This is a genomic window from Leifsonia psychrotolerans, assembly GCF_013410665.1.
In the GTDB taxonomy this organism is placed as follows: Bacteria; Actinomycetota; Actinomycetes; order Actinomycetales; family Microbacteriaceae; genus Cryobacterium; species Cryobacterium psychrotolerans_A.
Map to the genome: position 1 here is coordinate 40,032 of NZ_JACCFM010000001.1, position 21,835 is coordinate 61,866.

General features: G+C 64.0%; 21 protein-coding genes, 1 tRNA gene and 1 pseudogene. 12 read left to right on the plus strand and 11 right to left on the minus strand.

Annotated elements, in window-relative coordinates; translation table 11 throughout:
• Window positions 1–37 precede the first annotated feature (37 nt).
• Window positions 38–1,732, plus strand: coding sequence for an HNH endonuclease signature motif containing protein (locus HNR05_RS00235; protein ID WP_179577188.1), 1,695 nt, complete (start codon window positions 38–40; stop codon window positions 1,730–1,732).
• 699 nt (window positions 1,733–2,431) lie between these two features.
• Here the strand turns inward: HNR05_RS00235 and HNR05_RS00240 are convergent.
• The 3 genes from HNR05_RS00240 to HNR05_RS00250 all read right to left on the minus strand — a co-directional run bounded on the left by HNR05_RS00240 (window position 2,432) and on the right by HNR05_RS00250 (window position 5,318).
• Window positions 2,432–2,722 carry a WXG100 family type VII secretion target gene (locus HNR05_RS00240; RefSeq protein ID WP_179577189.1) on the minus strand — a complete coding sequence of 97 codons (291 nt, stop codon included), beginning with the start codon at window positions 2,720–2,722 and terminating at the stop codon, window positions 2,432–2,434.
• Between the two features lie 114 nt (window positions 2,723–2,836).
• Window positions 2,837–4,594 carry a sensor histidine kinase gene (locus tag HNR05_RS00245; protein ID WP_179577190.1) on the minus strand — a complete coding sequence of 586 codons (1,758 nt, stop codon included), beginning with the start codon at window positions 4,592–4,594 and terminating at the stop codon, window positions 2,837–2,839.
• A gap of 31 nt (window positions 4,595–4,625) precedes the next feature.
• The gene (locus tag HNR05_RS00250) at window positions 4,626–5,318 is read right to left on the minus strand and encodes a response regulator transcription factor (RefSeq protein WP_179577191.1); all 693 of its coding nucleotides are present in this window, start codon (window positions 5,316–5,318) and stop codon (window positions 4,626–4,628) included.
• A gap of 423 nt (window positions 5,319–5,741) precedes the next feature.
• Here HNR05_RS00250 and HNR05_RS00255 point away from each other — a divergent pair, with 423 nt between their 5' ends.
• Genes HNR05_RS00255 through HNR05_RS00265 form a run of 3 tightly spaced genes read left to right on the plus strand, consistent with a single transcriptional unit; the run spans window position 5,742 to window position 8,595 of the window.
• Window positions 5,742–6,989: an NAD(P)/FAD-dependent oxidoreductase gene (locus HNR05_RS00255; RefSeq protein ID WP_179577192.1), complete on the plus strand. Its 1,248-nt coding sequence runs from the start codon at window positions 5,742–5,744 to the stop codon at window positions 6,987–6,989.
• Between the two features lie 11 nt (window positions 6,990–7,000).
• Window positions 7,001–7,882 carry a dihydropteroate synthase gene (gene folP / locus HNR05_RS00260; RefSeq protein WP_179577193.1) on the plus strand — a complete coding sequence of 294 codons (882 nt, stop codon included), beginning with the start codon at window positions 7,001–7,003 and terminating at the stop codon, window positions 7,880–7,882.
• A gap of 2 nt (window positions 7,883–7,884) precedes the next feature.
• Complete coding sequence (locus tag HNR05_RS00265) at window positions 7,885–8,595, plus strand: pyrimidine reductase family protein (RefSeq protein ID WP_179577194.1); 711 nt, start codon at window positions 7,885–7,887, stop codon at window positions 8,593–8,595.
• A gap of 33 nt (window positions 8,596–8,628) precedes the next feature.
• Here HNR05_RS00265 and HNR05_RS00270 read toward each other — a convergent pair whose 3' ends face one another.
• From HNR05_RS00270 to HNR05_RS00280, 3 genes are read right to left on the minus strand one after another with little or no spacing between them, the layout of a single operon-like run.
• Complete coding sequence (locus tag HNR05_RS00270; RefSeq protein ID WP_179577195.1) at window positions 8,629–10,272, minus strand: DNA repair helicase XPB; 1,644 nt, start codon at window positions 10,270–10,272, stop codon at window positions 8,629–8,631.
• Between the two features lie 43 nt (window positions 10,273–10,315).
• On the minus strand, window positions 10,316–12,181 hold the full coding sequence (locus tag HNR05_RS00275) for a helicase-associated domain-containing protein (RefSeq protein WP_179577196.1): 1,866 nt from the start codon (window positions 12,179–12,181) through the stop codon (window positions 10,316–10,318).
• Between the two features lie 4 nt (window positions 12,182–12,185).
• Window positions 12,186–12,461 carry a multidrug ABC transporter ATPase gene (locus HNR05_RS00280; protein ID WP_179577197.1) on the minus strand — a complete coding sequence of 92 codons (276 nt, stop codon included), beginning with the start codon at window positions 12,459–12,461 and terminating at the stop codon, window positions 12,186–12,188.
• A gap of 94 nt (window positions 12,462–12,555) precedes the next feature.
• Between HNR05_RS00280 and HNR05_RS00285 the strand changes: the two genes are divergently transcribed.
• Together HNR05_RS00285 and HNR05_RS00290 are read left to right on the plus strand one after the other, a co-directional pair.
• Window positions 12,556–12,936: a cold-shock protein gene (locus HNR05_RS00285; RefSeq protein ID WP_179577198.1), complete on the plus strand. Its 381-nt coding sequence runs from the start codon at window positions 12,556–12,558 to the stop codon at window positions 12,934–12,936.
• Entirely contained in the window at window positions 12,929–13,543 is a 615-nt protein-coding gene (locus tag HNR05_RS00290) for a DUF3027 domain-containing protein (RefSeq protein ID WP_179577199.1), read from the plus strand. The genes HNR05_RS00285 and HNR05_RS00290 overlap by 8 nt, the downstream gene beginning before the upstream one ends.
• On the opposite strand, the gene HNR05_RS00295 is transcribed toward HNR05_RS00290, so the two are convergent.
• Together HNR05_RS00295 and serC are read right to left on the minus strand one after the other, a co-directional pair.
• Window positions 13,505–13,738: a DUF2530 domain-containing protein gene (locus tag HNR05_RS00295; protein WP_179577200.1), complete on the minus strand. Its 234-nt coding sequence runs from the start codon at window positions 13,736–13,738 to the stop codon at window positions 13,505–13,507. The two genes, HNR05_RS00290 and HNR05_RS00295, sit on opposite strands and share 39 nt — an antisense overlap.
• Before the next feature lie 15 nt (window positions 13,739–13,753).
• Entirely contained in the window at window positions 13,754–14,872 is a 1,119-nt protein-coding gene (gene serC / locus HNR05_RS00300) for a phosphoserine transaminase (RefSeq protein ID WP_179577201.1), read from the minus strand.
• 91 nt (window positions 14,873–14,963) lie between these two features.
• On the opposite strand from serC, the gene HNR05_RS00305 reads away from it, so the two are divergent.
• The 6 genes from HNR05_RS00305 (at window position 14,964) to HNR05_RS00330 (ending at window position 19,491) form a co-directional block, all read left to right on the plus strand.
• Window positions 14,964–15,671, plus strand: a complete 708-nt coding sequence (locus HNR05_RS00305) for an iron-dependent transcriptional repressor DtxR (protein ID WP_179577202.1) — start codon at window positions 14,964–14,966, stop codon at window positions 15,669–15,671.
• 308 nt (window positions 15,672–15,979) lie between these two features.
• Window positions 15,980–16,744, plus strand: a complete 765-nt coding sequence (locus HNR05_RS17855; RefSeq protein WP_343062397.1) for a C40 family peptidase — start codon at window positions 15,980–15,982, stop codon at window positions 16,742–16,744.
• A 220-nt stretch (window positions 16,745–16,964) separates the two neighbouring features.
• Window positions 16,965–17,462 carry an HNH endonuclease gene (locus HNR05_RS00315; protein ID WP_179577203.1) on the plus strand — a complete coding sequence of 166 codons (498 nt, stop codon included), beginning with the start codon at window positions 16,965–16,967 and terminating at the stop codon, window positions 17,460–17,462.
• A 118-nt stretch (window positions 17,463–17,580) separates the two neighbouring features.
• Window positions 17,581–18,531: a CHAP domain-containing protein gene (locus HNR05_RS00320; protein WP_179577204.1), complete on the plus strand. Its 951-nt coding sequence runs from the start codon at window positions 17,581–17,583 to the stop codon at window positions 18,529–18,531.
• Window positions 18,532–18,551: 20 nt separating this feature from the next.
• Window positions 18,552–18,626, plus strand: a tRNA-Arg gene (locus HNR05_RS00325).
• Window positions 18,627–18,987: 361 nt separating this feature from the next.
• Window positions 18,988–19,491: a hypothetical protein gene (locus HNR05_RS00330; protein ID WP_179577205.1), complete on the plus strand. Its 504-nt coding sequence runs from the start codon at window positions 18,988–18,990 to the stop codon at window positions 19,489–19,491.
• Between the two features lie 30 nt (window positions 19,492–19,521).
• Here HNR05_RS00330 and HNR05_RS18015 read toward each other — a convergent pair.
• The 3 genes and pseudogenes from HNR05_RS18015 to HNR05_RS00350 form a co-directional block, all read right to left on the minus strand.
• Window positions 19,522–20,433 (minus strand): annotated as a pseudogene (locus tag HNR05_RS18015) (recombinase family protein); the annotation flags it as partial.
• A 279-nt stretch (window positions 20,434–20,712) separates the two neighbouring features.
• Complete coding sequence (locus HNR05_RS00345) at window positions 20,713–21,531, minus strand: hypothetical protein (RefSeq protein WP_179577207.1); 819 nt, start codon at window positions 21,529–21,531, stop codon at window positions 20,713–20,715.
• On the minus strand, window positions 21,528–21,821 hold the full coding sequence (locus tag HNR05_RS00350) for a hypothetical protein (RefSeq protein ID WP_179577208.1): 294 nt from the start codon (window positions 21,819–21,821) through the stop codon (window positions 21,528–21,530). Before HNR05_RS00350 ends, HNR05_RS00345 begins: the two co-directional genes overlap by 4 nt.
• Window positions 21,822–21,835 lie beyond the last annotated feature (14 nt).

Genomic DNA, 21,835 nt, shown 5'->3' on the forward strand with positions numbered 1-21,835 from the left:
ACTCGTAATCATGTTCGTTCTTTGGGAGAATAGAGCTATGTCAATCACCTCCCCACCCCCCGTCTCCGCCCCGGAGCCGACACCCGCCTCGGGTGCGTCGGCACCGACCGCGGCCATGGTGCTGGCGGCGGTCGAACAGGCCCGCTCTTCTCTGGCAGTGCTCGGCACCGTCAGCCCCGACCGGTTCACCGACGACGACCTGCTCGGTGTGCTCGGTGCGTTCGAGGGCGTGGGCCGGCTGGTTGATGCGGGACGGGTGGCTGTGGCGGCGACGGTCGAGGAACGCTCCGGCCGGTGGCTGGGCCGGGACTCCCTCGCGGCGAAGCGGGGCTGCAACAGTGGCATCGACCTGATCACCCGGGTCACCCGAATCTCCGGCCGTGAAGCGAAACGGCGCAGCGCCCTCGGCCTGCGAATGCGGGACACCCAACACGTCGGCACGATCATCCCCGCACTGTTCCCCACGGTGGGTGCCGCGGTCGCTGCGGGCTTGCTGGGGGTGGATGCGGCGGAGGTGATCATGTCCGGTCTGGCCGAGATCTCCCCGCGCGTCGCACCCGATGATCTTGCGGCTGCGGAACGCGCTCTGGTGGGTGCGGCGACGGGCACAATCACGGCCGAGAATGAGGGTGAGCCGGGCGCGGGCTTTGCGTTCTCGGCCGACTCGATGCGGGTGCAGATGTTGCAGTGGCAGGCGGCGCTGGACCCCGACGGGGTGGCACCGAACGAGGTCGAGGGTGAGGCGACGAGCACGATCAGTTTCGGCCGCTTCAAAGACGGCATCTACCCGGTGCGAGGCGGGGTCACTCCTGATCTGTACGGAATCATGAACCTCACCTTCGACGCGTTCATCGCCGCCCGCAAAACCCCCGCGTTCCCCACCGCCGCCGAACAAGCCCGCGACCAGGCACGCGACGACCGTTCCGAGCACGACGACCGCGCCGAGCAGGATTCTCACGACGGTCCCGACGGACACGACTTGAACGACGAGCGCGACCGCGAGCACGACGACCGTGACCACGAACGCGACGACCACGACCACGACGACCACGACCACGACCACGACCATGACGACCACGGCCAGGGTCCAGCCTCAGCCGAGGCTCCTCTTCCCGGGTCGGCCGGGCATGAGTTCGATGACGTCGACACCCGCACGGCCGGTGAGAAGCGGGCCGATATTCTGCGCGGCATGTTCACCCAGCTGGCCCAGGCCGATAACACTCCCAGCATTGGTGGTGCACCGCCGACGGTGGTGGTGCATGTGAACGTGAACGATATTGAAGCCGGTCGCGGTGTCGGCTGGATAGATGGTGTCGACGCCCCCATCTCCCTTCGCACGGTGGATCAGATGATGTGTGCCGGAGGGACCCAAACGGTTCTCTTTGGCCAGAACGGTGAGGTTCTGACGCTGACCGATCCGCAACGACTGTTCAACCGTGCCCAACGCCGGGCGATCCTCGCCCGCGACGGCGGCTGCGGCGTTCCCGGCTGTGATGCCCCCGCACAGTGGCTCGAGTTTCATCACGTGATCCCCTGGAGCAAAGGCGGCGTCACTGAGGTCGACAATGGTGTGGCGTTGTGTTGGCGGCATCATCACACCATCGAAACGTCCGGCTGGGAGATCATGATGGTCAACGGTCGGCCCCGCGTGAAGGCCCCGGCCTGGATCGATCCGAGCCGTACCTGGCGTGACGCCAACCGCCACCGCACCGACACCCACCGCCGCGACTGAGCCGCCACGGTTGGGCTGTCCCCACTGAGTCTCCAGGGCTGATCATCAATGATTGATCGTCAGCCGGCATTTGTGACAAGGCGCAAGGCGCAAGGCGCAAGGCGCAAGGCGCAAGGCGCAAGGCATAGGGACAGGGCGGTCCGTCGATACGGGCCTGGAGGCCATCGAGCGACGCTCTTGTTGCGCGCCTATGTTATGTTTCTCAGCGCTAAACCGGCGAGTCAGTCCGACGGCGTACCACCATCGATGGGGGCCTGCGCGACGGGGTTGCGCGTCGGCCGGTTCTCAGCCGTGCGAGCGCCGTTAGCGTACGATCCTTGGTCCCTGTGGTGGGCGCCGACAGTGTCGCTGGATACGTTTCTTGTCCGCCGGGCGCGGCTTTGACTTACCCACAATTCCCCAAAGGCTGGTTCCTCGCCGGAGCGGCCTCAACTGCAGAGCCGGCCAGCACGGGGTGGAGGATCAGGCTGTCACATAGTGCGTCGTCGTTGATCGGAATTGCCAGATTGAGGTGCAGGTGCAGAGACGTGTGCAACCTGAGAGACTGCCGGTCATACTCTGTCCTGAGCGGCTTACCAGATGACGCGCCCGAATGGCGTTGGCCCTTCACACAGAGGAGCGCCGTCAGCACGCCCCCAGAAACGAAGAATAACTTCTCACGAACCTGCACGTCCGCTCCTGACTCGGGTTGCTGAGAACCTAACGCCCGAACAATCGCGCGTTCGACTGCTCGATCTCGGCATACTGCTGCCCAGCCTGACTGAGTGCCTGATTGATGTTCGCCAGGCTCTCCTCGACGAGATGTTGTGTGCCACGCCACTCGGAGACGACCCCCTGGAAAGCACTCGCGGCCTGGCCCGACCACGACGCCTCCAAATTGGTGAGTTGGGCGAGTAACCCGCTGACCTCGCCCTGGATGCGCATGATCGAGCCATGCACCGCCGTGGTTGTGCCGAGCACTGCCTCACTGTCGACCTGATACCGAGTCATGATGATCCCTTCGCTGAGTATTGCTGCGGCAATACTAGGAAGGCACGACCGGAAGCGACGGGCGATTAACCGGTTCGGTGCACACGACGAGGCGGTTCGATCGGGGGAGGAGGCTCAGCTTCCGGATGCCGGCGTTACCGGTCGCGGTGCGTTCGGGGAGTCGGCGAGAGGAAACCAGATGCGGAACGTTGCGCCGCCTCCCGGGGTCTCGACAACTTCAACCGTGCCGTTGTGCCCGGCGACGATGGATGCGACGATGGCCAGACCCAAGCCGCTGCCCCCGGTCTCACGAGCGCGCGAGGTGTCGGCACGCCAGAACCGCTGGAAGATCTTCTCCCGAATCTGCGGCGGAATTCCTTCACCGTGGTCGACGACGGCGATCGACGCACGCTGATTGCGTTGGTCCACGGCGACCTCGAGTTCGATCGGGCTGTCCGGCGCAGTGAAGCGCAGGGCGTTGCCCATCAAGTTGGTGATCACCTGGCGAATCTTATTTTCTTCGCCCATGATCACCGCTGGAATCATGGCGGGCGCCGACTCGGTGGGAGCAACGGCTTCCGCGAGAGGCGGCGCATCCGCTCGACGCGGTTTACGGGTGCGGAGGCGGGCCAGCGTTGCACCGAACGAGATGGCGCCGGTGGCGGGCGCCGCAGGTGCTGTGCGGGACGCCGAGACCCGATCGGTCGGTGCGGGCGTCGGCGTCGATTCGGCGGGCGGCGGTGAAAACGGCTTCACCTCGCCGGTCGAGTGCGCGAGATCAATGGCATCCATTGCCACAGTGTCGACAAGCTCGGTCGGCGTCTTCAGGATGACGCTGACCTGCCGGCCGGGCGATGATGCCATTGCGTCAAGGGCGGAGTCTCGGGCCAATGGCAGCAGATCCACGGGCGCCAGGGCGAGGGGCTTGGCCTCATCGAGTCGGGCGAGCTCAAGGAGATCCTCGACCAAACCTCCCATGCGAATTGCTTCCTTTTCGATGCGTTCCATCGCCTGGGCGACCTCTTCCGGGGTCTGCAACGCACCCATGCGGTACAGCTCGGCGTAGCCGCGCACCGAGACAAGCGGGGTGCGCAACTCATGGCTCGCGTCGCCGACGAAGCGGCGCATCTGATCGATTGTGCGCGCACGATCTTTGAAAGCGCGGTCAATTCGACTGAGCATTGTGTTGAGTGAGCGATTGAGTCGGCCCACCTCGGTATTCGGTGTGGCCCCACCGAGGCGCTGGCTGAAGTCACCATCGGCAATGGCTGCGGCCGTTCGCTCCACCTCGCGCAACGGCGCAAAGGTATTGGTGACCAGGAGCCGCGTCAACAGAGCGCCAACCAAGACCACGCCGACACCGAAGCCGAGGAAAATCGTGAGATAGGTGGCCAGGATGTTCTCGGTCGGGCTGAGTGACACCGCCATCAAGAGCGTGCCGTACGTGCCCTGCGGACTGATCACGAAGGGCACGGCGACAGCGTGAAATGTCGTGTCGCCGGATTCATTGTGCAGGGTGAGGATCTCGCCGCCGAAGGAGTTCACCGCGGCCAAATTCATGGGCATGGAGACCTGGGGCAGCTCCGAGGCGGGGCGGTCACGCCAGGTGTGATACCGCAGCGCGCCACTCTCGTCGTAGAGGGCGACGTAATAGTCAGAGGCCACGCCGTCGGCGCTGCCCTGCGTCAAGGCGCCGGTCGTCGAGGAGCTGAGCGCCGTCTGGGCCTCAGTTTGCAGCCGAGCGTCGACCTGCTCGATCACGTACTGGCGCAGCATCGCCATGGTACCGATGCCGGAGACGAGCAGGCCGAGCGTGAGCATCAGTACGGTGACGCCGGTGATTTTTGAGCGGAGGGAAACGCGGTTCCACCGCTGGGTGAGTGACTCGTGCATCAGGCCCCCAGTGTAGGAGTGGAATCTGGGACTACGCCTTGGCGGCCTTCAACATGTAGCCGAACCCACGCTTTGTCTGGATGAGCGGCTCGCTCGAGTGAGCGTCAACCTTGCGACGCAGGTAGGAGATGTAGGACTCGACGATTCCGGCGTCACCGTTGAAGTCATACTCCCAGACGTGATCGAGAATCTGAGCCTTCGAAAGCACTCGGTTCGGGTTCAGCATCAGATAACGCAGCAGCTTGAACTCGGTGGGGGAGAGCTCGATCGGAACCTCTCCGACGAGAACCTCGTGGGTGTCCTGATCCATTGTCAGTTCACCGGCGCGGATGATCGCATCTTCATCAGCCTGCATGGTGCGACGCAAAATGGCCTTGATGCGGGCGACGATCTCGTCGAGGCTGAACGGCTTGGTGACGTAATCGTCGCCGCCGACCGTGAGACCGGTGATTTTGTCTTCGGTGTCATCCTTGGCCGTGAGGAACAGGATGGGCGCCGTGTAGCCAGCCGAACGCAGGCGCTTGGTCACGCCGAATCCGTTCATGTCGGGCAGCATGACGTCGAGGATGATGAGGTCGGGTTCCTCTTCGAGAACGGCGGAGATTGCCTGAGCGCCGTTGCCCACCGCGCGCACGGCAAAACCGGCGAAGCGCAGGCTGGTGGTGAGGAGATCCCTGATATTGGGCTCGTCATCGACAATAAGAATGCGGGGGCCATCGGTCATGAGCTAAGTATCTGCGCGTTAGCTGGAACTTTCCTGGGAGTGCGTCGAGCGCGGTGCAGGGTCGCCTGTGCGAGAGCTGATGCGGATAACGTGGCGTGCGGTTCGCGGGGCACGGGCAGTGCCGGGGCGTCATCGGCGGCGACCATTCCGCGCAGGCATTCGTAGACAAAAGCGCTCGGCGGATCTACCGTCGGGAACAGAGGCGGAAAGGACAATCATGTCGAGTGCAGAACTCCCCGTGAACGCCGTTTTGGCAGCGCCGCATCCGTCGATCGTGCACCGTGTCGACAACGCAGACGGCATCGACCGAGTGCGTGCCGCGGGCGCCGTGGCCGATCTGCACCGATCCGCGCACGCGCGAAGAGTTCTTTGCGCTCTGCGGGATGCGTTCCTAACTGATGAGCTGTGTCGAAGGAGAATCAGATGAGCACCGATCAGACATTCGTCATCGTCGGAGGGGGGCTGGCCGGCGCGCGAGCCGCCGAGGGGATGCGGACCGAAGGTTTCGAGGGACGCATCGTGTTGCTGGCGGAGGAAGACGAAATTCCGTATATCAGGCCGCCGCTGTCGAAGGAGTTTCTCACCGGTGCGATGGAGCGGGACGGCACGCGTGTGCATCCGCCCGAGTGGTACACCGAAAATCGGGTGGAGCTGCGGAGAGGCGCGAGCGCTACCGCGCTGGCACGCTCGGCGCACGACGTAACCCTCAGCACCGGCGAGACGCTGCGCTATGACAAGCTCCTGTTGGCGACGGGCGCATCCCCCCGGCGGTTTCCCGGACCGGGGGTCGATCTCATCGGCGTGCACCACCTGCGTTCCGTCGCCGAGTCGGCGCATCTGCGCGAGTGGCTCGAGCCGGGCCTGCGCACCGTGGTGATCATCGGGGCCGGCTGGATCGGCTTGGAAGTGGCCTCAGCGGCAATCGGCTACGGCAACGTTGTCACGGTGCTCGGCCTCGAAACCGTACCGTTGAATATCGCGCTCGGCGATGAGGCCGGTGCCGTGTTCGGGCAGTTGCACCGCGACAACGGTGTGGACCTGCGCATGCAGACCGGGGTGAGCGAGATTCTCGGCGATTCGAACGGTGTCACCGGGGTGCGTCTGAAGGACGGCGAGGTTATTCCGGCCGAGGTGGTCGTTGTCGGAATCGGCGCGATTCCGAACGTGTCGCTGGCGACGGATGCCGGCCTGCGCGTCGGGAACGGAATCGTCGTCGATTCCGCCTTCCGCACCGACGACCCCGACATCTTTGCCGTGGGTGATGTTGCGAATGTGTTCCACCCGGTTCTCGGGCATGGCATTCGGATCGAACACTGGGCCAACGCGGAGAACGCCGGGCGTGAGGCCGGGCGATCGATGGCTGGTGCTGAGATCAACTACGACGCGATCCCCTACTTCTACACCGATCAATTCGACCTTGGTATGGAGTACTCGGGGTACGCGGATCTGACGAAAGGCGCGACTGTTGTTTTTCGGGGTGACCTGGCAGCACGCCGTTTCATCGCGTTCTGGGTGGCTGACAATCGTGTCGTAGCGGGTATGAACGTGAACGTCTGGGATGTCAACGAAACCGTGCAACGTCTGATCCGAACCGGCGTGCAGGTCGACCACGCAGCGCTCGCGGATGAGAGCATTGCCTTGGAGGACCTGTTGGCCTCCACCACCGGATAGAACGGGACGAGATGCAGCTTCCTTCCCTCGTGCAGCCGCGTCGCTTGATCGGCGGACGCGTTTTCGACTTCTCGCGGGAGGTCGCCGTGATGGCGATCATCAATCGCACCCCCGATTCGTTTTACGATCGTGGCGCGACGTTCGAGCTCGACGCGGCGGTGGCATCCGCTCGCCAAGCGACCAGCGATGGTGCGGATTGGGTCGACATCGGCGGAGCCAAGTTCGCGCCCGGTCCGGCCATTCCCATTGCCGAAGAGATCGACCGGGTGGTGCCGGTCGTTGAGGCGCTGCGCGGCGCCGGCGTCGTCATCTCGGTCGACACGTTTCATGCGGAGGTTGCGGCCGCCGCGATCGCGGCCGGCGCTCACGTGATCAACGACACCACCGGTGTGCACGACCCGGCCCTGGCCGAGGTCGTCGCCGGGAGTGAGGCGACGCTGGTGATCACCCACAGCCTCGCGAAACCGCGCATGCCCTATCCGGCGCCCCGGTACGACGACGTCGTCGGTGAGGTCGCCGCCTTTCTGCGTGAGCGCGTCGCTCGCGCGGAATCGTACGGCGTACCGCTCGAACGCATCGTGATCGACCCCGGACACGACCTCAACAAAAACACGCTGCACTCGCTCGAACTGACCCGTCGGCTGAACGAGATCGTCGCAATCGGCCTGCCCACCCTTGCTGCGATCTCGAACAAGGACTTCATCGGCGAGACACTCAACCGAGAGCGGGGCGCCCGAGTCGACGGTTCCCTGGCCGCCGCGGTGTTCTGCATTCTGCAGGGTGCCCGAATCGTACGCATGCACAATGTGCCGGCCGCCGTTGATGCGGTGCGTATGACCGAGGCCATCCTCGGATTTCGTGCACCCGCCTTCCTGCGCCACAACATGGAGTGAGCATGCTCCGTCGCAGCGAACTCATCGATCAGTACAGCGTCTCCGACCGGTCGCAGCCGCACCTACGCGTGAACTTCATCGCGAGTCTGGACGGCGCCGCGACACATGACGGACTGAGCGGCGCGTTGAACAACGCCGACGACAAAATGGTCTTTGACACTCTGCGCTTGCTCAGCGACGTGATTCTGGTCGGTGCGGGCACCGTGCGAGCCGAAGGCTACGGCGGGGTGGCGCTGCCGACGACGGATGCCGAGTGGCGCGTCGCGAACGGATGGTCGGCCCAGCCGCCCGTCGCGATCGTCACGGCGCGCCTCGAGATCGATCCGGCGCATCCGTTCTTCGCCGACGCGGTCACCCGCCCCCTCGTGATCACCCATGCTGCCACTCCGGCCGAGAAACGTGCGGCGCTCGCCGATGTCGCCGACGTGCTGGTCTGTGGCGATGACGCGGTCGACCCACGGCGCATGCTCACCGAACTAGCGGAGCGCGGCTATGCCCAGGTGCTCTGTGAGGGCGGACCGCACCTCTTCGCCGAGCTCATCGCCGCCGATTGCGTCGACGAGCTCTGTCTCACCCTGAGCCCGGTGCTCGAAGGGGGAACGGCCGGACGCATCGCGCAGGGCGCAACTCAGGCGACCCGAGCGATGACCCTCGTGCACGCGTTCCCGGCCGGCGACATGCTGTTCCTGCGTTACGCCCGCGCCCGCGCCTGACCGCGGCCTCGAGGCCCCGGGGCCGCAGCGGGGTTAGGCGGCGGTGAGGCTGTGAGCGTCGAGAATCGTGTAGCTATAACCCTGCTCGGCCAAGAACCGCTGCCGATTCTGCGCGAAGTCCTGGTCGACGGTGTCGCGGGCGACCAGCGTGTAGAAATGCGCGGTGAGACCCGACTCCTTCGGGCGCAGCAGCCGACCGAGACGCTGAGCTTCTTCCTGACGCGATCCGTATGACCCCGACACCTGAATCGCCACGGTCGCTTCGGGCAGATCCACCGAGAAGTTCGCCACCTTCGAGACCACCAGAACCTCTTCCTCGCCGACCCGGAACGCCTGGAACAGACGCTCGCGTTCGTCGATTGGGGTCGCACCGGTGAGTTTTGGTGCGCCGAGCGCCTCCGCCAGCTCATCGATCTGGTCGAGGTACTGCCCGATCACCAGAATGCGCTCGCCCGGATGCTTCGCCACCAGCTGCTTGACGACATCCAGCTTCGCCGGTGCCGTGGCCGCCAGGCGGTAGCGCTCGTCGTCGGCCGCCGCCGCGTAACTGAGCCGTTCGGACTGCGGCAGGTCGATGCGCACCTCGTAACAGGCAGCAGGGGAGATGAAGCCTTGCGCCTCAATCTCTTTCCACGGCGCGTCGAAACGTTTCGGCCCGATCAGGCTGAAGACGTCGCCTTCACGCCCGTCTTCGCGCACCAACGTGGCGGTGAGGCCGAGACGGCGCCGTGCCTGCAGCTCGGCCGTGAGCTTGAAGACGGGGGCCGGCAGTAGGTGTACTTCGTCGTAGATGACGAGGCCCCAGTCCATGGCGTCGAGCAGGGCGAGGTGGGCGTACTCGCCCTTCCGCTTCGCGGTGAGAATTTGGTAGGTGGCGATGGTGACCGGCTTGACTTCTTTGACCTGCCCGGAATATTCGCCGATTTCTTCGGGAGTGAGGGTCGTGCGTTTGAGCAGTTCGTCACGCCACTGCCGAGCCGAGACGGTATTCGTCACGAGAACGAGCGTGTTGGTGCGGGCGGTCGCCATCGCGCCGGCACCCACAAGAGTCTTACCGGCACCGCACGGCAGAACCACAACGCCGGAGCCACCCTCGAAGAAGTTCGACACGGCCTTGTTCTGGTAATCGCGCAACGCCCAGCCCTCTTCGACCAGGTCGATCGGGTGTGGAGTTCCCGGCGTGTAGCCGGCCAGATCCTCGGCCGGCCAGCCCAACTTCACCAGCTCTTGTTTGAGCTGACCGCGTGCCCACGGCTCGATCAGAAATGTTCCGGGTGACGGGTTGCCGATCAGAAGCGGGGCGATCCGCTTCGCGTTGGCAATTTCGGCGAGCACGGCTTCGTCGGTGCTGCGCAGGATGAGGGCGCCCTCGGAATCCCGTTCAATCACGAGACGGCCGTACCGTCCGACAGTCTCTTCAATGTCGATGGAGACCGTCTGCGGAATGGCGAATTTGGAATACTTTGTCAGCGTTGCCAGCATGTCTCGGGCGTCGTGCCCTGCAGCACGGGCGTTCCACAGGCCGAGACGAGTGATTCGGTAGGTATGGATATGCTCGGGAGCCCGCTCAAGCTCAGCGAAAATCGCCAAATCATGGCGTGCGTCCTCGGCGAGCGGGTGCGCAACTTCAAGCAATACCGTGCGATCGCTTTGAACGATCAGGGGTCCGTCAGACATAGCCGCCAATCCTACGCCTGCGAACGCCCGTCATCGGCATCCGTTACGGCATCGGAGAAATGCTGATGATGCTTGAGAGCGGAAGAGTGCGTTCGATGTCAGCCCGTCGGTCCCGGGCCCGGAATCGGCCGCCGCCGACGCTGGCGGGTTCGAGCAGATAGTCGACGACAACCCCGCCCGGCATCGCGATGCTGACGGTAACGGTTTGCTTCGACCGGATGGCGACGTCCAGCTGCCGGGCGAGCCATGCGCCCGCAGCCTGCGCTTCGCCGCCATCGCTCGTGCGCAGTTTCGCCACGAGCTCTGCCACCGGATCAACGGCCGGGGCCGATGCCGCCCGGGCAAGGGGAACGCGGTGCAGGTGGATGATGTCGCCCTCGCCGTTCTCGGCGGCCACCGGGTATCGCGCGTCGCTGAGGGCCCAGAACACCACGTCGGCCGGGTATCGGCTGCCCAGCCGCATCTCGGCAATCTGGTGCAGCCCCAACGGGGACACGGTCTGATCGACCTCGATCGTGCCGAGGAGTGCTGCGTCGTCGGAGTGCACCCAACTGCGCACCGTCGGATCGTCGTCGGAGCTCACGCCGCGCACTCGCACCCGCCCGTAGCGCGCGGCCGATTCGTGAATCAGGTAGTGCACGGGCTGCGGGATACCGGTCAACGAGATGGACTGCAAGAAATCAAGCAGCGACTCGGCGGTCTCTCCGGCGGCCAAGGCACGGTTCACCGATGCCGCGGTAATGCGGTAGCTGGATGCCAGCTCGCGGCTCTCGACATCGGCCAGCGCCCTGATCCGGGCGTCGATCGACGGAGAGAGTGGGCCGGGCGACACGATCGACAGATCGTGTTGCAGATAAACGGAGCCAACTTCGGCCGGGAGCGAATCGGCAAGAATCGTGGCGGCGGCGTCGAGGCTACCGGTAAGCACGGCGGCGCCGGCTGCGCTGGTGGCAGCCAGGGCCGTGATCCCGAGGTACTCGGCTTCGGCCTGAACCGCGGTGACGCGCTCATCGAGCCATGGGCCACCGGCCGGGTACAGCCAGCCGAGGTAGTCGCGCAACTCGCCGTCCCAGAACACCCCGGCCTGAGCCGGCAGAACCGCCAAAACGTCGGCGGGCAACGACTCCCGCCATGACGCGGCCAGGGCCTCCCAGCGTCTGGCCGTTCCGGTGAGCAGCCAGGACTGTCCGGTCTCGGTTTCCATCCAGAGCCCGTTCTCGCGGCCGATCAGCCCAGCTCGCGCCGCAATCGCCACCAGGGCCGGAAGCGCTTCGGGCTCGACGGATGCAGCCGTTGCCAGTCGCTTGGAATCGGGCAGCCCGAGGCCACCACGGCTGAGCTCATGCACGGGTTCGCGAGCGATATCGCTGACCAGCTCGGCGACGGACGAGACCGCGGCGAAGGCCCGCTCGGCGGCGAGGGCCGAGGTCCGGGCCCGATCGGACTCGGAGGGCTCGGCGAATGTGGGCGGAGCGGCGGCCTCAGCCAGTTCGGTGGGGCTCGGGAGTCCGTGTTGCGGCCAGCCGTCGAGATGCTGGCTCACCGCGGCATATGGCTTGAGTCGACCGTCGGTGTAAACCGCGAGCATGAGTGCATCGAGTGCGGTGGCGATGGCGTCGATGCGCTGCGGCGTGAGCGTGAGTGCGTTGGGAGCCCGCAGGCGAGCGACGAGTTCGTCGAGAGAGGGGGGCCCGGCCAGTTCTGCGGCGAGTTTCCCGGAGACGGCGAGCACGGCCAGCGTCGCCCGATCGAGGTGTGCCAGGGTCGCTTCGAGTGAGGGCGAATCGAGCAGCGCCTCGGCGAGGTCGAAAAAGTCTTTGATTCCTGTGGAGGGGAGCGCGCGAGCTTCGATTGTGCGGCGCAGCGCCGCATCATCGAGAGCTCGAAGACGCGATGCGAGTGTCAGCATGCCGCTACTGGCGACCCTGCTTGGTTGCGCGACTGCGTCGCACCGTGCTCATCACGAGAAGCGCGATGATCATCACGAACCCCAGAGGGAGACCGAAAAGGGGGAAGGAAATGACGAACGGCCAGATTCCGTGGCTGAAGCCATCGTTGGCTCCGGCTCCCACTGCGGTTGCGGCAATGACGGCGAAGAATGCAATGACCGACAGGCCGACCAAACCCGCAACCAGGTAGGCCAAAACGCGGTCGATCCGCTGAGGGTTTGACTGAGGTTGAGTGGTCACACTCTTAGGATACTGGGCATATCGTCTCGGAAGACGAATATGCTGTCTCTTGAAGACGCGCAGTACGGCGCGCCCGAATTTCAGCGAGGTTTACATGCCCACCGGCAAAGTCAAGTTCTACGACGAAGAAAAGGGTTTTGGTTTCATCAGCTCCGATGACGGCCAAGAGGTTTTTCTGCACGCATCCGCGCTGCCAGCCGGAGTAACGGTCAAGGCAGGATCAAAGCTCGAATTCGGGATTGCCGACGGAAAGCGCGGTGCTCAGGCGCTCTCAGTGCGCGTTCTTGAAGCGCCGCCGAGTCTGGCAAAGCTGAGCCGCAAGCCGGCCGACGACATGGCGATCATTGTCGAGGACCTGGTGAAACTGCTCGACGGAATCGGCGCCAACCTGCGCCGTGGCCGCTACCCCGAGTCGGCACATGGCCGCACGATTGCCGCCATGCTGCGCAAGGTTGCCGAGGAACTCGATGCGTAATGACGAGTCGCCGGCTCTCGGGGCAGACGAGACGCTGCTTGCTGCGGTCGATGTTGCGCGCACGGCGCTTCTGCAGATCACCCCGGCCGACACGATCGGTGAGCCGCTCGGGCACGTCGTCGAAGACGAGCACGTGTTGTCGTTGCTTTTCGATTGCCTGCTCTCGGGGTACCCGGGCTGGCACTGGACCGTCACACTCTCACGCATCGACAACAACGCAGAGCCGTCGGTGCTCGAGACCGAGCTGATGCCGGGTGGCGACGCGCTGCTGGCACCCGAGTGGGTGCCGTGGTCTGACCGGATGGCCGATCACCGAACCGCCGAAGAGCGTGCTGCGGACGAAGCTTCGGCCACGGCTTCCGACGACGACGAGTCAGATGTTTTCGACGACGACAGCGACGACAGCGACGACAGCGATGACAGCGATGACGACGACAGCGACGACGACGATGACGACGACAGCGACGACGATGACGACGATGACGACGATGACGACGAGTCAGACGACGATTTCGGCGACGACGGCGTCGACGTGCTCGACGGAATCGACTTCGAGGCTGCAGCAGAGCTAGCGGCGACGGAACTGCACCCAGGCGAAGCCGAGTAATCCGAGCCCCAGACCGATCAGGGCGCACCAGAGCCACCAGGCACGGCCGGTGGCATCGAGTTCTGACCGCAGGATGAGCGCGGCCACGGCAGCCAGAAACCAGGCTGCCGTGCCCGCGACGATTGCCTTGCGCGCATCGGTGCGGGCAGGCAGGGGATCAGGACGCCGCTCGCTGTCTTTCAACCACAGGCGCATGGGCGGTGAACCGGCCTAGTGTGCCAGCTGGTCGACGACGTACTCGATCGAGCCGACGAGCTTCTGCACGTCTGACGGCTCAATCGCGGTGAACGTTGCCACACGCAGCTGATTGCGGCCGAGTTTGCGATACGGGTCGGTGTCGACGATCCCGTTGGCACGCAGAGCTTTCGCGACGGCCGCGGCATCCACCGAGTCGGCGAAGTCGATCGTGACGACGACCTGCGAACGGTGGTCGGGGTTCGCGACGAACGGTGTCGCGTAGTCGACGCGCTCGGCCCAGTCGTAGAGAATCGACGAGGACTCACGGGTTCGAGCCGAAGCCCAGGCGAGTCCGCCGTTGCCGTTGATCCAGTCGAGCTGGTTCTCGAGCAGCAGCAGGGTTGCCAGCGCCGGTGTGTTCAGCGTCTGGTTGAGTCGAGAGTTGTCAATCGCGTTCTTCAGGCTGAGGAACTCGGGAATATAGCGTCCGCTGGCCGCAATACGCATGACGCGTTCGATCGCGGCTGGTGAGAAGAGGGCGAACCAGAGTCCGCCGTCGGAGGCCAGGTTCTTTTGCGGAGCGAAATAGTAGACATCCGCCGAAGCCGCGTCGAAGTCGATGCCGGCAGCGGCGCTCGTGGCGTCAATCACTGTCAGCGCACCGGCGTCGCCGGCCACCCGGGTGACGGGGGCCATCACGCCGGTCGATGTCTCGTTCTGTGGCCAGGCATAGACGTCGATGCCCTCGGTCACGACGACCTCGGCGCGCGAACCGGCCGGCGCAGTAATGACATCGGGCGCCTCTAGAAACGGGGCGGCGGCGGCGCTGGCGAACTTCTGGCCGAACTCGCCGAAGACGAGGTTCTGCGCGCGACGCTCGATCAGCGAGAAGGCTGCGGCATCCCAAAAGGCGGTCGAGCCGCCGTTGCCCACGATGAGCTCATAGCCCTCCGGTGCGCGAAACAGGCCCGACAGGCCGGAGCGCACCCGGCCGACGAGGTTCTTCACCGGCGGCTGGCGGTGGGACGTGCCCAGGATGCTGGCACCGAATTCAGTGAGGTGGCGGAGCTGCTCCGGTCGAATTTTGGACGGGCCGCAGCCAAAACGTCCGTCGGCGGGCAGCAGTTCAGTGGGAATTGTCAGATCCGGCATACCGTGATTCTAGTTGTCCTGAGGGGGCCGGGTAAGGTTATGACGTTGCGTGAATGGGCGTACGCACCTTTTTGAGCGGGAGGCACCGGGGATGACGGATCTCATCGACACCACTGAAATGTACCTCCGCACGATTCTCGACCTTGAAGAAGAGAACATCGTTCCGCTTCGTGCGCGTATCTCCGAGCGACTGGGTCACTCCGGTCCGACGGTTTCACAGACAGTTGCCAGGATGGAACGAGACGGCCTCGTCGTCGTCTCGGGCGACCGCCATCTCGAACTCACCGCTTCTGGTTGCAGCAAGGCCGTGCACGTGATGCGTAAGCACCGTCTGGCGGAGCGTCTTCTCAGCGATGTGATCGGACTCGAGTGGGAGTTCGTGCACGATGAGGCCTGCCGCTGGGAGCATGTGATGAGCGAGCGCGTCGAGCGCAAGATTCTCGAGATTCTCGGCCACCCCACCGAGTCACCGTATGGTAATCCGATTCCCGGTCTCGAAGAGTTGGGCCAGCCGTCGGCTGGCAACTTCATGAATGGTGTGACCAACGTGGTGAGCGTCGTCGCCGGGTCGACGGAACCCGTGACCGCCGTCATCCGTCGTCTCGGCGAGCCGGTTCAGTTCGACCCCGAGCTGTTGACACAGCTCAAACAGTCCGGTGTGATGCCGGGTGCCACGGGCGTCTTTTCGGCCGTTGGCTCCTACGTGCTGGTTCAGGTCGAGGGCTTCGGGGCAGGCCTCGAATTGCCCAATGAGGTCGCGAGCCACCTGTTCGTCACGACTCCGCCGGCTGTGGTCTGACGAGACGGCGTTTACCCCTCATACGAGGGCCGATTCGTTATCATTTTGTTAGCAATCTGGGCATCCAACGTGACAAAACGGTGTACGTCCCGTAACCTCTTGGATGTCCCACAGACCAGAAGCCGGTCAAAGGACCCAGAGCAAGACGCCTTCTTAGCCCGTCTCTTGCCTCTGGCACACCCACGCGATTAGCGCATTGGACGGGGCAACTACCTAGTGTTGTCGAGGCGCCGGAGGTTAAAACTTTGGCTGAATTAGGTAAAAAGCTGTCCTCGACAGTGAGCATCAGTACCTCACATAGACCAGCCGTGGCGGACGTCCGCAGCACGGCTCCCCAGAACTCTCGACCGAAGAAGTCCCGTCGCCGGGGCAGCCTCGGCAACATCGTCGTCATGACACTTGCCGGCGGCCTCGTCGCCACCATGGCACTGCCCGCCTATGCTTTCGCACCCGGCAGCACTGATACTCAGTACGGGGCCACCGAGTCCACTGAGCTCATTAAGGCCGACGCGCAGAACGTGAAGGTCGACGCACAGGCGGCCACCGTCAGCGTCTCGCGTGATGGCTTCACCGCCACCACGAAGGAAGAGCTTGCCGCGGCCGCGGCTGCAGTAGCCGAGGCCGCCGCTGCCGAGTCGCGCCGTCAGGCCGCTGCCGCAGCGATGACCAGCTACGCCACGTCTTACTCGGGTCCGTCAGTTTCGGACTACCTCGCGAGCCCGCCCTACCCGAACTACGATCTCTCGTCAGTCTTCAGCGTGGCCTCGCAGTACCAGGGCGTGCCGTACGTCTACGGCGGCGCCACGCCGGCCGGCTTCGACTGCTCGGGCTTCGTCATGTACGTCTACGCGCAGTTCGGGATCGGCCTGCCGCACTCGTCGACGGGGCAGGGGGCCGCGGGAACCCGCATCTCCCTCGCGGACGCTCAGCCGGGTGACCTGGTCATCATGGATGGCCACGACGGCTTCTATGCCGGCAACGGAAATATCTTGCACGCCCCGTACGAAGGGGCATCCGTGCGCATTCAGCCCCTCTGGACGAGCGACTACTACATCGTTCGGCTCGGAATTTGATTCTGAACATCCGTTAACACACTTTCGAATTGGCGTGCCACACCTTCGTGGCACGCCAATTGTGCGTTAACCTGATGCCCTGATGTTTTGCATAAAAACGGGCAACCAGATGTGTTGTCACAGAGACCGGAGCCACGCCGTGGCCACTGGGGCGTTGTCATTGTGACAGCGCCCTTTTTTGTTGCCTGGAAGTCGTTCGGCCGTTGTCGAGAGGGAGCGCATGCGCACGCTGATACTCAACGCGGGGTATGAGCCCCTCGCCGTCGTCTCGTTCAAGCGGGCACTGATTCTGGTCCTGAACGACAAGGCGACAATCGTGGAACGCGACGAGGGGCATCCGGTCTGGACCTCATCCGGCAGCTGGGACCGCCCGAGCGTGATTCTGCTGACCCGTTACGTGCGGCTGCCCCGCTCACGGGTGTCACCCGTGAGCCGCCGGGGGGTGCTGCGTCGGGACGATCACCGCTGCTGTTACTGCGGGAAAACGGCAAACACCATTGACCACGTTCTTCCGCGGTCGCGGGGCGGGCGCGACACCTGGGACAATCTGGTGGCCTGCTGCCTGCGCTGCAACAACCAGAAGAGCAATCAGACTCCGGCCGAGATGGGCTGGGGGATGCTGTACCGCCCGGCGGTGCCGCACGGCGCGGTGTGGGTGGTGCGCGGCGCAGAGAGCCCGCAGTCGCAGTGGGACGAGTACCTGGCGCGCGCCGCATAATCCACCAAACCTTGAACATTCGAGTGAGACTTTCCCCGTTCGAGGGGCATGAAATTGAGCGCAGTCTCGCGTAACGTGGAGGAGTCCACCCAACGTCAGACCAGCTGAGGATTGCCTTTTGACTACGCCCGGCCCGTCTGAATCTCTCGAGAGTGCGCACGCCCTTCCGTCACGACGGGAATTGCGAGCACAACGGGAGGCGGCGGAAGCCGGGAAAGCCGAGCCGGTTGCGCAGATCGCTACTGAGCATGTCGCTGCCCAGTCTGTCGAGCCAGTCGCCTCTGGTGTCGTGCCACCGGTCGCACCGCGGCAGCGCGCGATGCCCTCGCGCCGCACGCGGCGCCGCAGCCCTGTCACGGTCGTGGCGGCGCTCGTCGCCATTCCGGCGCTCTTCTTGACGGCGGGCCTTCCGGCCTACGCGTTCGCTCCGAACTCGGTCGATGGTGTGAACGCTGCAACCGCGGGACATCTGCGGTCGCAGAGTGAGGCGCAGGATCTCGTTGTCGCCAGCGGCGCATCCCACCTCGCGGTCGCGCGTGACACCTTCTCCGCCACGTCGGTCGAAGAGCTCGCGCTGAGCGCAGCGGAACGGCAGCGGGAGGCCTCGGCAGCTGCCGCTCGGGCGGCCGTCGCCGAGTACAAGGCCACGGGCATCCGGGTTGAGGGCGACGACTATCCGTGGGCCTTTGACGCCACCGAGAGCCAGGGTGGCGGTCTCTCTCCGCTCGGCTATTACTACCGCGAGTGTGTTGACTTCGTGGCGTGGCGACTCAACCGCGACGCCGGTGCAAGCGCCGGTCCGTGGCGATGGACCTGGAGCACGATGACTCCCGGTGGTGGCGATGCGTCAAACTGGGCCAGAGGCTGGGACAGCAAGGGTTGGATCACGAGCACGACACCGATGGTGGGCGCGGTGGCGTGGTTCAACTACAACCACGTCGCCTACGTGCAGTCGGTATCGGGTGATTCGGTGATGCTCGAGGAATACAACTGGATGGGCAGCCACACGTATCACACCCGTACCGTGTCGGCCGGGGACGTTCCGTTGTATCTGTACCCGCCCGGGTAACCGCTAAACTTTCTTGGTCAGCCTCTGTAGCTCAATGGAAGAGCAGTTCCGTCCTAAGGAAAGGGTTGGGGGTTCGAGTCCCTCCAGGGGCACCAGAGAACGCTTACTAGAACCATGGACCGAATCCATGCCTTCTCGTAAGTCTTCTCCGGTATCAGGCGTAAGAGCGTCGTCGCTAGACGGCGCTTTTTCTATTGCGCTCGTGAGTTCGAACGTTCGTTCGGCAGCCCATGCCGATTGGGCGTCCATGAGTAGTCGGACTGGTTCGCCGAGCTCAGATTCTGCGCGATCTTTGTCCATTACCCAGATACGAGTGAAGATCGCCTGGTTGAGTCGGCGGCGCATCTCGTCGCTGGCGTTCTTGTAGAGCTCATAAGGGTCGGTGAGCAATTCCAGCCATCCTCTGATGTAGTCGGCTCCGACCGAGAGGTCGTCGACGATGGTTTCGAGTTGTGCTTGAACCTGGTCTCGCTCGCGTTCTATCGCCCGAATTCTCTCGCGTGCCTTGGCGCTCGCCATGCCGCCATCGGAGACGAGGTCGATGAGATTGTCTGCCTTCACGGACAGTCGCTTGAGGTTCTGAGTGAGTTGTGCCCGGAGCTGCCGCTGGATGCCTGCCTGGTCGTTGAGCGCTTCGTCGATAGCGCCCCTCACGTACTGGATGAACTCCGGTCGAAGCTGCACCGTTCGGTAATGATCGATGACCGCATCATCGACAAGGTCGAAGGCGAGATGACGAGAGTCGCATCGGCCTTCCTGCCGCCCGCGGCAGAAGAAGTAGAAGTACTCGGCCTTATTCCGTCCAACCGAGCGTTGGATGATCATGCGACTGTCGGGGATCCCGCGCTCTACATAACATTCGCCGCACCAGATGGATCCCTTGAGGTAGTGCGGGTGGATGCGCTTTCGCTCCCCGGCGCGTCCGGTCGCTTCAAGTCGCTGCTGGATCCGCTCAAATAGATCACGATCGATAAGCGCAGGGTGCCTGCCCTCATACCCCTCGCCTTGGTAGATGATGTCACCGACGTAGTAGCGGTCCCGGAGCATGCGCGACATCTTCGAGGTGGAAATCGGCCCGGCTGGTCGACGGGCAGTTGCCCGGGTTACGAGCCCTCGATCGGTGAGCTCCTCGACGATGTCATCCATCGTGAACTCCCCGGTGTCGTACATCTGGAAGGCGAGTTTGACGAAGGGGGCTCGTTCCTCGTCGATGGCGACTGACCGAAACTCACGCCCTTCGATGCGCTCGATGGTGTTGAAGTATCCGAGCGGTGCTTTTCCGAGCGTCCCTCCGTTCTTGGCCTTCTGCCCCATCTTGTAAGCAATATCGGCCCCGTCCTCTCGCGACCGGTACTCATTGAACGCGGACAGGATGCCGTGCATAAGTTGCCCGACAGGGGTAGCGTCGATCGACTCCGTGGCGGAGATAAGCTCGACGCCGCGTTTCTGAAGATCAGCCATGACGACGGCGTCGTCGATGCGGTTGCGCGCGAAACGGGAGAGCTTGTAGACGATGACGTAATCGACGTCGCGGTCGCGGCGGATGCGCTCCAACATTTGCTGGAAAGCGACACGTTTGGTCATCTCAGTGGCGGAGCGCCCCGGCTCGACGTACTCGGCAACGATGGTGATGCCGAGCTGGTCAGCTTTGCGTTGGCAGGACACGCGCTGGGCTGGGATGGAGATACCTTCGGGGTCGTAGTCCGTGTTGACTTGCCCCTTGGATGACACGCGGAGGTAGACGACTGCGCGTGAACCAGAAGGCACGGTGGCCATCATGAGCGGATTGCTCCCGGTTTCAAGCTCGTCTTCGTCGATCTCGAGTAGCTCGGGATGCGCAGCGCGTAGCGGTGGGGGCGCGGCAGCGAATGCGCTCGGGTAAGGGTGTTCGGGCAGGTTCATGGCTGCCCTCCTTTCAGATCGAAGAGGGCAGCCTCGAGCCACGAGATGCTTCTGTGGTTTCGAGAGAGTGGTGATGGAGTAGGCGCCCCGTGATTTTGCGGGCCAGGGCGCGTGCCCGATGCGTGACGTGGCATCGTGTGCGTTCTCCGTTTACCTTCCAATTTTACCTCGTTAGGCCCGATTTTCCGGGCCTGTTGACTATTCCGCATCGCTCTTCGTCTGCTGTGCGCGAACGCGGCTTGGGGTGATGTCTGATTCAACTCGGGGGTAGCTGGGCCGCTATCTGTTGAAGGCATGGAGCAACCCATTCCGTTCGACGACGTCGTGCATCGTGCGCATCATCTCCTCGACGGCGTCGAGGTTGATTCGCACCGTTTCGGAGTCGAGACCATGGTCTGTGGCCCAGGATGAGAGTTCCGCCTCCCAGTCTGCGAGCGGCGTCAGTGCGCGCAGGGCTTCTTCTATTGTTCGGAAGCTGCCGACGTACGTCTCGTGGTAGCTCTCCATCAGGTTCGGGTCGGCGGCGTTGACGTCAGGGAGGGTGAGGAATGCCTTGAATGAGGTGCCGAAGAATTCATCGAGCGCCTCGAGCCGAGCTGTGAGAGCGATGATCTCCCGGGCATCAAGCGTGGCGGGGAGATACACGGTCACCGGGCCCGCTTGCGACTCGAGAACGGTACGGACAAGCACGCGGTCGAGGGTGGGCTCGAGGTGTTCGTTCATGAAGCGTCGGCCGCTGCCGGTGTTTTCACGCCGCACAAGGAAGGTGCCGAGCCAGTTGATCCAACGCCGCACTTCCGCTGGGGTGCTGGGTTCGCCGTAGTGCGGCAGGTATTCCTCGCGGAGGGCGAGGTAATTGCCCTGGCCGGTGTCGGCGAACCGGGCAAGCACACTGTCGTCGCCGACGGCCTGGCTGAGCGCTTCGGCGATAGCTCGGGCGGTATCAAGATGGACCTCGCGTTCTTGTCCGAGCGCTGCTGCGATTCCGGCTTCGATACGCTCGGGCAGGGACGGTGCGGTGTCGGACGTTGCCTGCGCTACCTCTTGCGAGAGCTCAGGCTCCGCCGGCATTGGGGTGCGGGGTTCGTGTTCGTTCATGACTGGCCTCCTGCGGTGAGGAGTATGTAGCGGCCGAGCGCGTCGACCCATCCCTCCTGCTCGAGCGGCACCCGAAGGGTGTTCAGCTCGTGAAGGGCTTCTTCGGCGTCCAAATGCCCGCTTGAGGCGAAGCGCTCCAAAGCAGTGCCAGCGCCGTCGTGAAGGCTGGCCGCGATGAGGCGCGCTAGCGTCTGGCTGCGTGCCTCGGGGTCGAGAGCGAGTCCGAGCTGGATGGTTTGCACGGCCCGGTTCGTTTCGTCCGGTGTCACTGTGAGAGTTGATGAGTTCATAATGTTTCCTCCTT

Excerpts from the sequence above, each read along its gene's own strand:
- HNR05_RS00240 (WP_179577189.1), bottom strand. The coding sequence starts at position 2,722 with ATGACTCGGTATCAGGTCGACAGTGAGGCAGTGCTCGGCACAACCACG.
- HNR05_RS00255 (WP_179577192.1), top strand. The coding sequence starts at position 5,742 with ATGAGCACCGATCAGACATTCGTCATCGTCGGAGGGGGGCTGGCCGGC.
- HNR05_RS00345 (WP_179577207.1), bottom strand. The coding sequence starts at position 21,531 with ATGAACGAACACGAACCCCGCACCCCAATGCCGGCGGAGCCTGAGCTC.
- HNR05_RS00245 (WP_179577190.1), bottom strand. The coding sequence starts at position 4,594 with ATGCACGAGTCACTCACCCAGCGGTGGAACCGCGTTTCCCTCCGCTCA.
- HNR05_RS00265 (WP_179577194.1), top strand. The coding sequence starts at position 7,885 with ATGCTCCGTCGCAGCGAACTCATCGATCAGTACAGCGTCTCCGACCGG.
- HNR05_RS00235 (WP_179577188.1), top strand. The coding sequence starts at position 38 with ATGTCAATCACCTCCCCACCCCCCGTCTCCGCCCCGGAGCCGACACCC.
- HNR05_RS00350 (WP_179577208.1), bottom strand. The coding sequence starts at position 21,821 with ATGAACTCATCAACTCTCACAGTGACACCGGACGAAACGAACCGGGCC.
- HNR05_RS00295 (WP_179577200.1), bottom strand. The coding sequence starts at position 13,738 with ATGCGCCTGTGGTTGAAAGACAGCGAGCGGCGTCCTGATCCCCTGCCT.
- serC (WP_179577201.1), bottom strand. The coding sequence starts at position 14,872 with ATGCCGGATCTGACAATTCCCACTGAACTGCTGCCCGCCGACGGACGT.
- HNR05_RS00270 (WP_179577195.1), bottom strand. The coding sequence starts at position 10,272 with ATGTCTGACGGACCCCTGATCGTTCAAAGCGATCGCACGGTATTGCTT.
- HNR05_RS00275 (WP_179577196.1), bottom strand. The coding sequence starts at position 12,181 with ATGCTGACACTCGCATCGCGTCTTCGAGCTCTCGATGATGCGGCGCTG.
- HNR05_RS00250 (WP_179577191.1), bottom strand. The coding sequence starts at position 5,318 with ATGACCGATGGCCCCCGCATTCTTATTGTCGATGACGAGCCCAATATC.
- HNR05_RS00305 (WP_179577202.1), top strand. The coding sequence starts at position 14,964 with ATGACGGATCTCATCGACACCACTGAAATGTACCTCCGCACGATTCTC.
- HNR05_RS00315 (WP_179577203.1), top strand. The coding sequence starts at position 16,965 with ATGCGCACGCTGATACTCAACGCGGGGTATGAGCCCCTCGCCGTCGTC.
- folP (WP_179577193.1), top strand. The coding sequence starts at position 7,001 with ATGCAGCTTCCTTCCCTCGTGCAGCCGCGTCGCTTGATCGGCGGACGC.
- HNR05_RS00290 (WP_179577199.1), top strand. The coding sequence starts at position 12,929 with ATGCGTAATGACGAGTCGCCGGCTCTCGGGGCAGACGAGACGCTGCTT.
- HNR05_RS00285 (WP_179577198.1), top strand. The coding sequence starts at position 12,556 with ATGCCCACCGGCAAAGTCAAGTTCTACGACGAAGAAAAGGGTTTTGGT.